The 13,757-nt window shown below is 62.0% G+C and carries 12 protein-coding genes; 5 read left to right on the top strand and 7 right to left on the bottom strand.

What is annotated here, in order from left to right; translation table 11 throughout:
• Positions 1-47 precede the first annotated feature (47 nt).
• Positions 48-1,796 (top strand): type I secretion system permease/ATPase, encoded by a 1,749-nt coding sequence (locus Q0D44_RS16490; RefSeq protein WP_294138030.1) that lies wholly within the window; start codon positions 48-50, stop codon positions 1,794-1,796.
• A gap of 21 nt (positions 1,797-1,817) precedes the next feature.
• Positions 1,818-3,155, top strand: a complete 1,338-nt coding sequence (locus tag Q0D44_RS16495) for an HlyD family type I secretion periplasmic adaptor subunit (protein ID WP_294138031.1) — start codon at positions 1,818-1,820, stop codon at positions 3,153-3,155.
• A 134-nt stretch (positions 3,156-3,289) separates the two neighbouring features.
• Here the strand turns inward: Q0D44_RS16495 and Q0D44_RS16500 are convergent, their stop codons facing one another.
• Positions 3,290-4,561 (bottom strand): outer membrane beta-barrel protein, encoded by a 1,272-nt coding sequence (locus Q0D44_RS16500; RefSeq protein WP_294138032.1) that lies wholly within the window; start codon positions 4,559-4,561, stop codon positions 3,290-3,292.
• A gap of 180 nt (positions 4,562-4,741) precedes the next feature.
• Between Q0D44_RS16500 and Q0D44_RS16505 the strand changes: the two genes are divergently transcribed.
• Positions 4,742-5,977, top strand: a complete 1,236-nt coding sequence (locus tag Q0D44_RS16505; RefSeq protein WP_294138033.1) for a right-handed parallel beta-helix repeat-containing protein — start codon at positions 4,742-4,744, stop codon at positions 5,975-5,977.
• A gap of 780 nt (positions 5,978-6,757) precedes the next feature.
• Here Q0D44_RS16505 and pgeF read toward each other — a convergent pair.
• Positions 6,758-7,519 (bottom strand): peptidoglycan editing factor PgeF, encoded by a 762-nt coding sequence (gene pgeF / locus Q0D44_RS16510; protein ID WP_294138050.1) that lies wholly within the window; start codon positions 7,517-7,519, stop codon positions 6,758-6,760.
• 156 nt (positions 7,520-7,675) lie between these two features.
• On the opposite strand from pgeF, the gene Q0D44_RS16515 reads away from it, so the two are divergent.
• Positions 7,676-9,256, top strand: coding sequence for an amino acid permease (locus Q0D44_RS16515; protein ID WP_294138034.1), 1,581 nt, complete (start codon positions 7,676-7,678; stop codon positions 9,254-9,256).
• Between the two features lie 46 nt (positions 9,257-9,302).
• Here Q0D44_RS16515 and Q0D44_RS16520 read toward each other — a convergent pair whose 3' ends face one another.
• On the bottom strand, positions 9,303-10,571 hold the full coding sequence (locus Q0D44_RS16520) for a multidrug effflux MFS transporter (protein ID WP_294138035.1): 1,269 nt from the start codon (positions 10,569-10,571) through the stop codon (positions 9,303-9,305).
• Between the two features lie 232 nt (positions 10,572-10,803).
• Here Q0D44_RS16520 and Q0D44_RS16525 point away from each other — a divergent pair, with 232 nt between their 5' ends.
• Positions 10,804-11,100 (top strand): hypothetical protein, encoded by a 297-nt coding sequence (locus Q0D44_RS16525; RefSeq protein WP_294138036.1) that lies wholly within the window; start codon positions 10,804-10,806, stop codon positions 11,098-11,100.
• Here the strand turns inward: Q0D44_RS16525 and Q0D44_RS16530 are convergent.
• The 4 genes from Q0D44_RS16530 to Q0D44_RS16545 all read right to left on the bottom strand — a co-directional run bounded on the left by Q0D44_RS16530 (position 11,097) and on the right by Q0D44_RS16545 (position 13,719).
• Complete coding sequence (locus Q0D44_RS16530) at positions 11,097-12,230, bottom strand: GNAT family N-acetyltransferase (protein WP_294138037.1); 1,134 nt, start codon at positions 12,228-12,230, stop codon at positions 11,097-11,099. The genes Q0D44_RS16525 and Q0D44_RS16530 overlap by 4 nt on opposite strands.
• A gap of 87 nt (positions 12,231-12,317) precedes the next feature.
• Positions 12,318-12,782, bottom strand: coding sequence for a RidA family protein (locus tag Q0D44_RS16535; protein WP_294138038.1), 465 nt, complete (start codon positions 12,780-12,782; stop codon positions 12,318-12,320).
• Positions 12,779-13,435, bottom strand: coding sequence for an HAD family hydrolase (locus Q0D44_RS16540; RefSeq protein ID WP_294138039.1), 657 nt, complete (start codon positions 13,433-13,435; stop codon positions 12,779-12,781). Before Q0D44_RS16540 ends, Q0D44_RS16535 begins: the two co-directional genes overlap by 4 nt.
• On the bottom strand, positions 13,432-13,719 hold the full coding sequence (locus tag Q0D44_RS16545; protein WP_217672919.1) for a DUF3572 domain-containing protein: 288 nt from the start codon (positions 13,717-13,719) through the stop codon (positions 13,432-13,434). Before Q0D44_RS16545 ends, Q0D44_RS16540 begins: the two co-directional genes overlap by 4 nt.
• Positions 13,720-13,757: the final 38 nt, after the last annotated feature.

Here is a 13,757-nt window from a genome sequence, read left to right on the forward strand (position 1 = left end):
ACGCCAAGTCGGACAGGGCGGCTTTCGGCTTGATGCAGGACAAATTGATGCTGAAGGTATTTGATTCAGAATCGGAAATCGGTTCGGCGCTGCGTCGTTTCCGCTTCGCCATAGGACAGATCAGCATAATCAGCGCCGTGCTGAATATCCTGATGCTGGGCGGTTCGTTTTTCATGCTGCTGGTCTATGATGAGGTGTTGCCGAGTCGCAGCATCCCGACGCTTGTCGGCCTGTTGATCATCATCACTATTGTTTATTGCTTTCAGGGAATATTGGACCTGTTGCGGTCCAGGGCGATGATCCAGATCGGCGCGCTGGTCGACCGGGAAGTGACGCCGCGGGTGTTCGACGTGATCACCAAAATGGAATTGCGGCGGCGCGAAATGCCCGAAGGGACTCAGGCCGCGCGCGATCTGGACGCGATCCGATCCTATGTTTCAGGGTCCGGTCCGCTCGCCATTCTCGATCTGCCCTGGGTTCTTCTCTACCTGGCCGTCTTGTTCATGTTCCATTGGACGCTGGGCGTCCTGGCGACGATCGGCGTCCTTGTCCTGGTCGCCATCATGCTGGCCGCCGACCGCATGACCAAATCGGCGACGATGAAGGCCACGCAGATCGGCTCCAGCCGCGGGATGCTGATCGAAATGTGCCGGCGCAACGCCGAAGTCATCTATGCCCTTGGTATGCACAAACGGGCCAGGCAGTCGTGGGAAGATGCGTCCGCCGCCTTTGTCCGGTCCACAGATCGGCTGGCGGACGTGGGCGGGCGGATGCAGGGGTTGAGCAAGACCTTTCGTATGCTGCTCCAATCTCTGATGCTGGCCGCCGGTGCCGCGCTGGTGATCGACAATCTGGCATCGGGCGGCGTGATCATCGCCGGTTCGATTTTGAGCGCGCGTGCGCTCGCACCGGTCGAGGCGGTCATCAGCAACTGGAAGGGGATGACGGGCTGCGTCCAGGCCTGGAAGCGGCTGGACTCGATGCTCAAGCAAGTGCCGGCCCCGATGCCGACCATGGAGTTGCCGCCGCCATCCAACCGGCTATCGGTGGAAGGTCTGACGCTTGGGCCGCCCGGTGCGAAGAAGGTGACCGTCAATGATGTCACTTTCTCCCTGGCGGCGGGCGACGTGCTGGGGATTATTGGCGCGTCGGGTTCGGGAAAGTCCAGCCTTTTGCGCGGCCTCGTGGGCATCTGGGAGCCTTTGCGCGGCGCGGTCCGGCTGGATGGCGCTTCGATCGACCAGTGGGACCCGGACATATTGGGCGCGCATATCGGCTTCATGCCGCAGATGACCGATCTGTTCGACGGCACCATCGCGCAGAATATCGGGCGGTTCGACCCGGAAGCCCGTTCAGAGGATATCATCGCCGCCGCCAAGTCGGCCGATGTTCACGACCTGATCATCAAGCTACCCAAGGGCTATAATCATCCCCTTGGCACCAATGGCGGCAATTTGTCGGCTGGTCAGCGTCAGCGCGTGGCGTTGGCGCGGGCGCTTTACGGTGATCCCTTCCTGATCGCGCTCGATGAACCCAATTCCAATCTCGACGCCAATGGCGAAGATGCGCTGGGCGCAGCGATCCAGGCGGCGCGCGCGCGCAATGCGATTGCGATTATCGTTGCGCATCGATCCAATATATTGGCCCATGTCACGCATCTTCTGGTCATGTCGAACGGGCAGATGCAGTTGTTCGGCGCGCGTGATAAGGTGATGGAAAAGATGAAGCTGCCCGCGCCCGCCCCGCCCCGCGTGGACGACAAGCCCGCAGTGATTTCGTCGGCTGGTGCCGCGTAGCAGATCGACAGGGATTTCGGCATGTATTATCTGATCACCGACCAGCGCCCCGATCGTCCCGTGGAAAGGACGCCAGCCGTCACGTTGATGCGCAGCCTGCGCCATGCGATGCTGCTGGTGGGCATACTCGTCATCGTGCTGGGCGGCCTGGCGGCTTTTCTGCCGATGGCCAGCGCCGTTATCGGATCGGGGGAAGTGACGGTCGAAAGCCGCATCCGGCAGATTGGCCATCCCACCGGCGGCGTGATCAAGGATCTGCCCGTGCGCGAGGGCCAGCATGTCAAGAAGGGGCAGTTGCTGATGGCGCTCGACAATCGGGTGAGTTCAGCATCAGCGGCGATGACCGGCGCGAATATCGATCAGCTCGAAGCGCGTGAAGCGCGGTTGATTGCGGAGCGGGACGGACTGTCGGCCATCATGTTCCCGGTATCGCTGCGTTCGCGGGCCAAGGACCCTGCGGTCGCGGAAATCATGCGCGTCGAACAGCGCGCCTTTGCGTTCCGCCGGGCTTCGCGCGGGGGCCAGGAACAGCAGGTCCAGGAGCGGGTTCGCCAGACACAGACGCAGATCGCCGGTTTTGAGGATCAGGTCATTTCGCTGGAAAAGCAGGCGGAGCTGATGGACGACCAGTTGGCGGCCACCCGGATGCTGTGGGAAAAACGCTATACGACGCTCGACAAGCTGAGGTCGCTGGAACGGGCTGCCATCGCGGCACACAGCGCCGTGGCCGATGCGCGGGTCCAGGCGGCGCAGGCGCGGGCGCGCCTGTCGGAAATCAGCCAGCAGGGCATATCGATCACGTCGGACCTGAGCGGTCAGGCAGGAACCGATCTGGCTACTGTCCAGGCGCAACTGATCGAACTGCGCCGCAACAATATCACCGCGATGACGGACGATGAACGCAATGCCATCCGAGCGCCGTCCGACGGGGTGGTGGACAAGATCAAATTCACCACCATCGGCGGGATCGTGCCTGCGGGCGAAACGCTGATCGAGCTGATCCCGGACGGCGATGATATGGAGGTGACCGCGCGCATCAGCATTGCCGATATCGACCAGGTCAGCCCAGGACAGCTGGCCATGTTGCGCTTTTCCGCGTTCAACATGCGCACGACGCCCGAAATTGCGGGAACCGTCGCCTATGTTTCGGGTGACCGCCGCACCGATGAGCGCAACGGGATGCCCTATTATGTCGCGCGTGTTCAGGTGACGAGGGACGAGCTGAAAAAGCTGGACGGTTTGAAGCTGAAACCGGGGATGCCCGTGGAAACCTTCATCAAGACGGGCGAACGATCGATGCTGAGCTATTTGGTCAAGCCGTTGAGAGACCAGCTTTATCGCGCCTTCCGGCATAGCTAGAGCATTTTGGGAACGGGTGGGATGAACTGCCGGAGCGCGCGACCGGCAGCCGAACAAGCACAGCGGGGCGAGAAGGCCCATGCTGCTTTAAGCGGGCTGGATACACGCAGGCCACCATGTGGTGGCGTCGTCGTTTATAGCGTGATGACGACGCCCATGCTGAACCAGACGCCATCGAAGCTGTCGACCGGCGAGTTGGTGTCGCGGCCATTATAGGAAAGCCGCGACGTGACGGACCATTGGCGGTTCAGGCGATAGCGCGCAAGCAGGTTGCCGCCATATTCCGTCGCATTGCCGGTGGTCACGCCAACGGGATTATAACGGACCGCGTTGGCGCTGGCCGTAAACAGCAAGGCGGGCGTGGGCATATAGTCGACAGCCACCGTGCCGCGCGTGAACTGGTCGCCCGCGACGAGCGGAGAAGCGGTTTCCTGTATGTCGCGCAGGCCATTGACCCGGACTGTCAGATATTCGGTCGGATTCCACAGCAGGTTGATATTATAGGAAAGGCTGCTGACATCACGGAGCTGCGGAACTTGCTTGCGATAATTGCGCGTGAGATAGCCGATCGTCGCAACGCCATATAAACGCTGGCTTATGTCAAAGCCAAGGCCGACTTCACCCTTGACGCGATAGGAATTGCGGTCCGGCGCCAAGCCCGATGGAAAGCCGGTGTCGCCCGGTCCAACGTCATAATAGAAGCGGTCATAATCGACCTGCCCGACGAGGTTGATCCCCTCGCGCAGGCGATAGCCGAGCTGGGCATTGCCGCCCAGTTGCGTATAGTCGCGAAAATCTTGGTCGATGACGGTGCCGGTACGGCTCCTGGCATCGGCGAAATCGACGCGCCTTCCGTGGACGCCAAAGCGATAGCTGAACCGACCTGCGGAAAATGCATAGGCCAGTTCGCCGTCGAAGCGTCCATGATGGACGGGCGATCGCGACAGGGTGACATTGTTGCGCCCCGTGCGCTGATCCACTTCACGCTGGGCGGATGCTTCGAACAGGATGTTGTTACTGTCGACCGCGCCCCAACGGTTGCGTGTCAGGACGCCGAATTCCGAAAAATTCTCATCCTTTGAATCGAAATGAAACCGATTGGCGTTGAACAGCTGGACCACATGGTTCGATTGCTGGCTGTTGCGGGCAATCGTGACACGGGGCGCCACGGTCACATAGGCGTCGCCCCTGCGGTCTGCGTCCGATGCCACGACATTGTCGGTCCCGGTCAGGTCGTAGGTCAGGGCCGGATAAATAAATACGCTGCCGATTCGGCCGCCAATAGGCTTGAATTCGTCAGGGACACGCGCCGCGACACCGACATCGTCGGGAATTTGTTGCGCATGACCCGTTACGGGGATGGACGTGACCGCGGCTGTCGCCACGATCCAGAAGTAATGTTTCAATTGAAACCCCCAAGCGGCCTGACGTATCATGGTCACCGGCCTCTATACACCAGAGTCGATGCCTGTAAATCTCCGGTTAACCATCAAAATGCAGGGCGCGTGCATCATCGCCCTTTCTGTGCAAAATGCGGCTGGCCCTGGCAGGCACTGCGCGCTGTTTGGCAATCGAAGAGGGAAGCGATGAACCATTTTGCGATTGCAGGGATCGTCCTGACCGCTGTCACCGGCCTTTACGTCGCATCGGCCAACGATCCCAACGTCGTGGGCGAGCGCGCGCTTGCCACGCAGCAGGATATCGCGGATTTGCGCATGGATACGGACGTCCAGCCGGCATTGCCGCCTGCCGGGCTGGATGCCGCAGTGTTCGGAAAGGCAAAGCCGCTGCGCGTTGTCTGGGTATCGGCTGACGCGCCGGCAGAGGCGGGTGACGGCAGCCGCGACCATCCCTTTGCCCGGATCGGCGATGCGGTTATGATCGCCCGGCCCGGCACCGCCATCATGGTGAAGGCGGGCACCTATCATGAAAATGTCCTTTTCCCCAAGAAGGTGAACGGCACGCCCGATGCGCCGATCTGGCTGGTGTCGGCTGATGGCCCGCAGGCGGCCCGCATCGTGGCACCGCGCGAAGGCAAATGGGCGGCGATCGGGGGCGGGGGGACCGAAAATGTCCTGGTGCAGGGCTTTCATGTGACCGGGGGCCATAATGGCATCCAGTTCAGCCAGAATGGCTATGATTACCACGACACCGTCAACAATATCGCGGTCTATGGCAATGTCATCGACAACCCGATGGAAGATGGCGTGAAGATCAATGGCGGCAGCAATGTCATCGTCGCCGACAACGTCATCACCAATTGCTATGACGAAGGCATCGACCTGTTGGGCATCACCAATGGCCGGATTTCCCACAACAGCGTGTCGAAGGTGGAATCGCGGACCGGGGCGATATCGGTAAAGGGCGGCAGCGATCAGATCCTGATCGACGGGAATATGATCAGTGACATCATGTCCGATGGCGTATTGGTGGGTGGCTGGACCAGCCCGCGCATGGCGTCGCGCCCCGGCTATGAAGGGTTCGAGGCGCGCAACGTCCGCGTGACCGGCAATGTCGTCGAGCGCGTGGGCAAGCGCGCGGTCAACATCATGGCGGCCCAGCGCGCCGAAATCAGCGGCAATTATCTGGATGTGTCGCAGGGCTATGGCGCGGTGATAGAACTTGGCCGCAATCATCCCCGTGCGGCGACGGCCCTTTATTCGTCGGATGTCGCGATTTCCGACAATCAGTTCAGCCGGAATGCGGGCAAGATGCGCTCCATGCAGGGGACGGGGGCGATCCGCTTCCTGAACAACCGGGGCGGCGGGCGACCCGCTATGTCCGCCGGGCCGCGTCGTCAGGCACTGCCCTTTCCCGGCTGACCGCGAGTGCGAAGCGCGCCGTCTCTGGGCATCTGTCGTCTGCCCTGCGTCGGACGGGCCGTTAACTCTGCCTGATGGACCATATCGCCGTATTTCTGATGCTCTTTCCTGCCCTGATCGCATTTTTTCGATCCGTTCTGGCATGATGCAGGTCCAGCATGGCTGTGCGCTAGATAATCACCTTTTTTCAGCAGAATAGCTGTGCGCATCGCTGCATCGGCATAGCAGATGCGCGGCGCTGCGCGGCGATATGCCACCTATCTGCATGGAAACTTTATGCAGAAAAACCGTTGCATATCTGGACGTGAAAAAAACCTATGCTAAGGATAAAAGAAAACCATAATTTGGAGAGGTCGTATGTTGAATTCTATGCCACGCAGATATGCGTCCCGTTTTTTGATCACTGCGAGTGTTTCGGCCGCGCTTTGGATCGGAATTGGCACCATTATATTGACTGGCTTGCAGTAAAACTGCCAAAAATCAAATATTTGGGCTTCTTCTCACGGACAAGTCGATGAGATTTGCGTTCTTGCGCGATCTGCCGGGGTGTTGGTCTACGCCTATACCGGTCGGATGCTTGCATAATACTGCAAGTGCGAACAGGATCGCGCGGAGATTTTAACGCCGTCCATACTCGGCGGCATTGCAATAATATTGCAAGCCCGCGACGCAATTTGTTGCAAAACTGCTTCTCACGCGCACAATCGGGCAATTTCACTTTTACGATGTCGCTAGGTGGCAGCGTCGCGCTAAGGGGCGAACAACCCGCCCCCACCATCATCACGCGCCCAGGCCAATCATCGAAATCTGCCGCCCATAATCCGCCTCGCCGCGATGGCAGGACCGGCGATAGCTGAAAAAGCGATCCGGCTGGCTATAGGTATCCTCCTCCAGCAAATCGATCCGCCCGACCCCCGCCGCCGCCAGGCGTGACGCGACATAGGCGGCAATGTCGAACTGCACATGGCCCAGACGGCCCGCGGTGAAGAAGCGCGCATTGTCCGCATCGTCCCGCTCGAACCGCTCGGCAAAATCCAGCGTCACTTCATAGGAGGCCCGCCCGATACAGGGACCGATCGCACAAGCCATGCGGTCGCGCCGCGCACCCAGCGCTTCCATTGCCACAATCGTGCGATCGGTCACCCCGCCAATCGCACCCTTCCACCCCGCGTGCGCTGCACCGACGACACCCGCCGCCGTGTCAGAAAACAGCACCGGCACGCAGTCGGCGGTCAATATGCCCAGCAACAGCCCCGGCCGATCCGTCACCATCGCATCGGCGGCAGGGCGCTCGGCATCCGCTATTGCGCTGCCGACCGTCACGACGTCGGGCGAATGGACCTGATGCACCGTCACCAGCTGCGCGCCGGGCATCACTGCGTCGCGCGCCAATTCCCGGTTGCGCAGCACCGCCGTGCGATCATCCTGCGACCCCAAACCCACATTCAGACCGGCATATATGCCCACCGACACCCCGCCGCGCCGCCCGGCAAAACCATGGGGCACATCGTGCAGGCCGGGTGCTGTCAGCAGGTCGATCATCATGGCTCCTTATGCCTTTACCGTTGGATGGTCATGTCGCGGTGACGCAACATACTTGCGCGCGCGCGATTAGGCGATAGTCTCCGCTCCCATAGCAAAAGGGGGCGGGTGATCCGGCCGCTGGGGCAAGACATCGCAAGATAAAGGGTTCCATCCATGATTTTCGGGCGCGTAAAATCTCTCGACGCCATATTGGCGACGGCAGAGAAGAAATCGCTGCATCGCTCGCTGGGCGCATTCCAGCTCACCATGCTCGGCATTGGGGCCGTCATCGGCACCGGCATTTTCGTGCTGACCGCCGAAGCTGCGCAAAAGGCGGGGCCGGGCATGATGCTCGCCTTCGTCATCGCCGGCTTCGTCTGCGCCGTGGCGGCGCTCTGCTATGCCGAAATGGCCGCGATGGTGCCCGTGTCCGGCTCTGCCTATACCTATAGCTATGCGGTGATGGGCGAACTGATCGCCTGGATGGTCGGCTGGGCCTTGATATTGGAATATGCTGTCGCGGCGGGCGCGGTATCGGTCGGCTGGTCCGGCTATGTCGTGGGCCTGATTGAACATACATTCCATCTCGACATTCCCGATCTGTTGACGCGGGGGCCGTTTGACGGCGGCATGGTCAACCTGCCCGCGATGCTGATCGCCGGTCTGGTCACCTGGCTGCTGGTGATCGGCACCAAGGAAAGCGCGTCGGTCAATGCCGTACTGGTGCTGATCAAGGTCGCGGCGCTCACCCTGTTCATCGTGCTGGCTTTGCCGGTCATGAATATGGAGAAGTTCACCCCCTTCGCGCCGCTCGGCTTTTCGGGCATTTCCGCAGCCGCTGCCTCTATCTTCTTCGCCTATGTCGGCTTTGACGCCGTTTCCACCGCGGCTGAAGAAACCAAAAATCCCCAGCGTAACATGCCGATCGGCCTGATCGGTTCGCTTGGCATCTGCACCATCTTCTACATGCTCGTGGCTGCCGGCGTCATCGGCACCGTGGGCGCGCAGCCGGTCACGGCAGGCGGCATCCCGATTGCGGAAGGCGGTATTGCCCTCGCCCCCGGTTCGACCGCGCTGTCGCAACAATGCGCCGCGCTGGCTGCCGCTGGCACCGAAGCTGTCACCTGCTCGAAGGAAGCGCTGGCCTGGACCCTGCGTGAAATCGGCTGGCCCCAGATCGGCAACCTGCTCGGCCTCGCGGCCGGTCTCGCTCTGCCGTCGGTCATCCTGATGATGATGTTCGGCCAGACCCGCATCTTCTTCGTCATGAGCCGCGACGGCCTGTTGCCAGCGGTATTCTCGAAGGTGCATCCGACCTTCAAGACGCCCTATGTCATCACCATCCTGACCGGCATCTTCGTGGCGCTGTTCGCGGCCTTCTTCCCGGTCGGCATCCTGGCGGACATTTCCAACTCAGGCACCTTGTTCGCCTTTGCTGCGGTCTCGATCGCGGTGCTGGTGCTGCGTCGCACTGATCCGACGCGCAAGCGCCCCTTCCGCACCCCGGCGATCATGCTGACCGCGCCGATCGCGATCCTGGGCTGCATGTATCTGTTCTGGAGCCTGGGCGTCGAAACCAAGCTGATGTTCGTGGGCTGGGCGGCGGTCGGCCTGATCGTCTATTTCGCCTATAGCCGCAGCCGCAGCCATGTCGGGCGCGGGGTGAGCGATGTGCCGGAACTGGATGCGGGCATCCCGCCCCAGCCCGTGCCGCCGCTGCCCGGCGCGCACACGCCGGGCGGCCAGGACGCCTGATCGAAAACAGAACGGGGCGGGTAACACCGCCCCGTTTTTTTGTGACCTAGTGCATGACCTCAAACTCGATGTCGCGCAGCCCGCTATTATTGGGCCGGGTGAACAGCTTGCCGCGCTCCGCCCAGATCACGATCAGGAAGCTCAATGATCCGAATATCAGCAGTCCCATGGTCAGCGGCAAAGTGGTGCCATTGAAGGCGAGGCCAATGATGCTGCCGAGCGTGGCGGACAGGGCGGTGGTCAGAAACGCCTGAAAGGAGGACGCGACGCCTGCGCCCTTCGAGAATGGCTCCATCGAGATGGCGCTGAAATTGGAGGCCGTGAATGCGACGGTCAGCATCGTCATCGATTGCAAGAGCATGAATGTCACGATCGTCTCCCGCCCGGACAGGATGACAGCGAGGTGGATAAGCGCGATCAGGATGAAGGCGATCAACGCCCCCTGACTCATGCGTCGCGCGCCAAAGCGCGACACCAGTCGGCTGTTGAGCAGGCTGCCGACCCCCATACATCCGGCAATGATGGCAAAGGCGATCGGGAAAATATGTTCGGCCTTGAACACATCGAAGAAAATCTGCTGCACCGACAGAATGAAGCCGACCAGCCCGCCCATGACCACACCGCTGGCCAGCATATGGCCGATGGAGCTGCGCGTGCGCATGATCGTGCCGACCGTGTGCAGCAGCGCGCGAACCGTGATCCGCATCCGGTTCTCGGGGCGCAAGGTTTCGGGCATCCGCACGACCATCCATAGCAGGATCAGGCTCGCCAATATCGCCAGCGCCCAGAAGATCCAGCGCCACGGCGCGATCCACAATATCGCCTGCCCAAAACTGGGGGCCATCACCGGGATCAGCATGAACACCGCAAAGATCAGCGACATGACCCGCGCCATGGCATCGCCCCGGAACCGATCGCGGATGATCCCCACAGTGATGACGCGGCTTGCGCCGGAAAAAAAGCCGGCGCAGGCGCGGCCGATCAGCATCATCGGAAAGCTTTGCGCCGCCGCGCAGGCCATGGACGACAAGATGAACAGCACCATCGCCCAGCCCAGCACCCGCTTGCGCCCATAACGGTCGGACAGGACGCCAAACAGCAGTGATCCGACGCCCAGCCCCAGAAAATAGACGCTGATGATCAACTGCCGGTCATTGGGCTGCGCGATCGCCAGATCGCGGCCGATGGCGGGCAGGGCGGGTAGCATCGGGTCGATCGACAGCGCGTTCATCGCCATCAGGCAGGCGCATAGCAGCACGAATTCGCGAAACTGGATGTCCTTGCCTACAGGCGCGGAAGAGGGAGTTTGGGCCATGCGTGCGGCTATGGGGATAATGACGTGCCGATGCCAGTCCTTATCTGCCACTGTTCATCGCACGCTCCGACGCACGTTAACCGTGCCTACCCCCGGAATAGCGCGAGTCCGGCCTGTTATATGGCCAGAGCCGTTAACCATTTTTTAGCAGCTGCCGGTCCAACCTGCTCTTCGTGGAAAAAGAACAAGGGTTGTCGTCCATTGGGTTAGTGTTGGAAAAGGGAACAGGGTCATGGGCAATAGTATCAAGAGTGCGCAATTTCTAGCCGATAGCCGTATGGCGCGGGCAGCCGGCGGATCGGCAGAGGCCTGTTTCGATCTGGGCGTCGCCTTTAGCTGCGGCACCGGTGATATGCCGATCGACCTGATCGAGGCACATAAATGGTTCAATCTGGCGGCCCTTGGCGGCAGCGAAGAGGGCCAGGCGATGCGCGCCGAAATTGCCGAGGAAATGACTGCCCGCGAAATCGCCGAGGCCCAGCGTCAGGCCCGCGCATGGATCGCCCTCACCCAGGTGCGCGCCGCCTAATCAGCCTTCCTGAACGGCATCCGTTCGGCCAGCCATTGCCGGTCCTGCTGCACGCCCGCCCGCTCTGCGGTCAGGAAATCGGCCACCGCACGCCGAAAACCCGGATCGGGAATAAAATGTGCGGAAAAGGTCGGTTCGGGGGCATAGCCCCGCGCCAGCTTGTGTCCGCCCTGCGCGCCCGCCTCCACCCGAGCAAGGCCGCGCGCGATCGCGACGTCGATCGCCTGATAATAGCAGAGTTCAAAATGGAGGTTCGGCACCTCCTCATTACAGCCCCAATAGCGGCCATAAAGCGTATCCGCCCCGATCAGGTTGAGCGCGCCCGCAATCGCTCGGCCCTGGCGCAGCGCGAGCATCAGCAGCACCCGGTCACCCATCGTCTCGCCCAGTAGCGAGAAGAAGGACCGCGTCAGGTAAGGCGTCCCCCATTTGCGCGCACCGGTATCCTGATAAAAATCCCAGAATATGTCCCAATGCGCCTCGGTCAGGTCCTGGCCGGTCAGGTGGACGATCTCCAGCCCTTCCACCGCCCGCGCCCGTTCCTTGCGGATATTCTTGCGCTTGGCGCTCGACAGGTCGGCCAGAAAATCGTCGAAACTGCCATAGCCGCGATTGGACCAGTGAAACTGGCTGTCCTCGCGGATCAACCAGCCCGCGGCCTCGAAATGCGCAATCTGATCCGGCGCCACAAAGGTCGCATGGGCCGACGACAGGCTGTTGCGTTCGACCACCGTCTCGATCCCCGCGATCAGCGCCGCGGCCAGCCCCTTGTCGCGCAGCAGCAGCCGGGGACCAGGCACGGGAGAAAAAGGCGCGGCGATCTGGATCTTGGGATAATAGCGCCTTCCCGTCCTGTGCCAGGCATCGGCCCAGCCATGGTCGAACACATATTCGCCCTGGCTGTGGCTCTTGGCATAGAGCGGCGCGGCGGCGGCGATGCGTCCATCCGCTCCGTCGATCAGCAGCGGCAGCGGCTGCCAGCCCGTCCCTTCGCCCACGCTGCCCGATCGTTCGAGCGCGCTCAGGAAATCCCAGCAGACAAAGGGATTGTCCACCCCCGCGCAGGCATCCCACTGATCGCGCGGCAGATCGGCCACCCCCGCAGCGATCCGCGCCACCACATCGCTCATCGGCGCGCCTTCAGGCGTTGGGGGCGGGCGGCATGGGTCACAGCCCGGAAAATTGGGTCGCGCCCGCTATTGCGCAAGGTCCGCCGGTCAGCCAGCCGCGCGGACGAGCACGATCGCGTCGATTTCCACCACCGCGCCCAGCGGCAGCACCGGCACACCCACCGCGCTGCGGGCGTGCTTGCCTGCTTCACCGAACACTTCGACCATCAGTTCGGATGCGCCATTGGCGACCTTGGGCTGGTCAGTGAAGGATGGGGCGCTGGCGATGAAGGCGCCCAGCTTTACGACGCGCTCGACCCGGTCGAGGCTGCCGAGCGCCGCCTTCATCTGTGCGATCAGGTTGAGGCCGCAGATGCGCGCGGCGGCCACGCCATAATCCAGTTCCCGGTCCTCGCCCAGACGCCCGGTCATCAGCCCGTCGGGGGCCAGCGAAATCTGACCGGAAATATGCAGCAGGTCACCGGCCTGCACGCTCGACACATAGGCGGCGACCGGGGCGGCGGCCTGGGGCAGGGTGATGCCGAGTTCGGCAAGGCGGGCGTCGATGCTCATGATAAGGCTCCATCTGTGGGCAGTGATTCGGTCGATGCCGGCCCGCTGGCCAGCTTGTCCATGATCCAGCGTTCCGCCGCCACCCAGTCGTCGATCCGCGCATGGGCATGGCGAGCGGCGGGCACCGTTGCGGCAATTTCCGGTTCGCCGACCATATGTAGTCGCCACACGCCGGGCGCTTGGCGCGCGACCGACGCATGATGTTCGGCCAGATCGTCAATGAACAGCGCGACGCTGGCATCATGCGCGGCGACGATCGCGGCCAGCGGCTCGCCCTTCGGCCCGTGATTCCAGTGAACCGGAAAGTTAAGGCCAAACGCTGCCAGCTGCTCGACCCGCAACTGGTGGTGGCGTTCGCCGATATTGGTCAGCACGACGATATCGGCGATCTGCGCCAGCCGCCCCAGCGCTGCGACCGCGCCCGCAATCGGCGTCTGCCGGTGCATTTCGGTATCGAAAAATTCCACCAGCAACGCCCATACCCGGTCGCGCTCGACAACCAGGCCGCTATCCTTGTGCCGCAGCGCTTCGGCAAAGCCGCGATCATGCATGTTGAAATGCACATCATGCGTCTCGTCAAGCCAGGCGCGGAACGGCACGACCATGTGCAACAGCACCTCGTCGCAATCGGTGATGATCAGCGGGCGGCTCATCGGCTCAAACTCTCCTGCGCGGCGATCAATATGTCGGGGCGCGTGTCGATCGCCTCGGCGCAGGCGATCAGGTCCGGCTCATGGTCGGCCAGAAAGGCCAGCACTGCGCTCAAAATCGCCGGATTGTCGATCCCGGCGCGCAGCGCGTCGCTGTCTAGGCCCGTCAGCGCCAGCAGCCGGTCGGCCCGCTGCCCGTCGGCCAATATCCAGCCCAGCGCCATCAGCGCCAGCGTCGCGGGGTCCGCGCCGCTATCTTGCTTGCCATTATGGGTGTCGGGTCGCATGATCGGCTCTCGGCGGGGGTGCGGCCAGGGGATGGCGC

The organism is Sphingobium sp. (genome assembly GCA_023266575.1).
Classification (GTDB): Bacteria; Pseudomonadota; Alphaproteobacteria; order Sphingomonadales; family Sphingomonadaceae; genus Sphingobium.

Bases quoted from the DNA above. Each gene is read 5' to 3' on its own strand.
- Q0D44_RS16490 (WP_294138030.1), top strand. From the start codon at position 48: ATGCTGAAGGTATTTGATTCAGAATCGGAAATCGGTTCGGCGCTGCGT.
- Q0D44_RS16525 (WP_294138036.1), top strand. From the start codon at position 10,804: ATGGGCAATAGTATCAAGAGTGCGCAATTTCTAGCCGATAGCCGTATG.
- Q0D44_RS16530 (WP_294138037.1), bottom strand. From the start codon at position 12,230: ATGAGCGATGTGGTGGCGCGGATCGCTGCGGGGGTGGCCGATCTGCCG.
- Q0D44_RS16535 (WP_294138038.1), bottom strand. From the start codon at position 12,782: ATGAGCATCGACGCCCGCCTTGCCGAACTCGGCATCACCCTGCCCCAG.
- Q0D44_RS16540 (WP_294138039.1), bottom strand. From the start codon at position 13,435: ATGAGCCGCCCGCTGATCATCACCGATTGCGACGAGGTGCTGTTGCAC.
- Q0D44_RS16520 (WP_294138035.1), bottom strand. From the start codon at position 10,571: ATGGCCCAAACTCCCTCTTCCGCGCCTGTAGGCAAGGACATCCAGTTT.
- Q0D44_RS16505 (WP_294138033.1), top strand. From the start codon at position 4,742: ATGAACCATTTTGCGATTGCAGGGATCGTCCTGACCGCTGTCACCGGC.
- Q0D44_RS16515 (WP_294138034.1), top strand. From the start codon at position 7,676: ATGATTTTCGGGCGCGTAAAATCTCTCGACGCCATATTGGCGACGGCA.
- Q0D44_RS16495 (WP_294138031.1), top strand. From the start codon at position 1,818: ATGTATTATCTGATCACCGACCAGCGCCCCGATCGTCCCGTGGAAAGG.
- Q0D44_RS16545 (WP_217672919.1), bottom strand. From the start codon at position 13,719: ATGCGACCCGACACCCATAATGGCAAGCAAGATAGCGGCGCGGACCCC.
- pgeF (WP_294138050.1), bottom strand. From the start codon at position 7,519: ATGATCGACCTGCTGACAGCACCCGGCCTGCACGATGTGCCCCATGGT.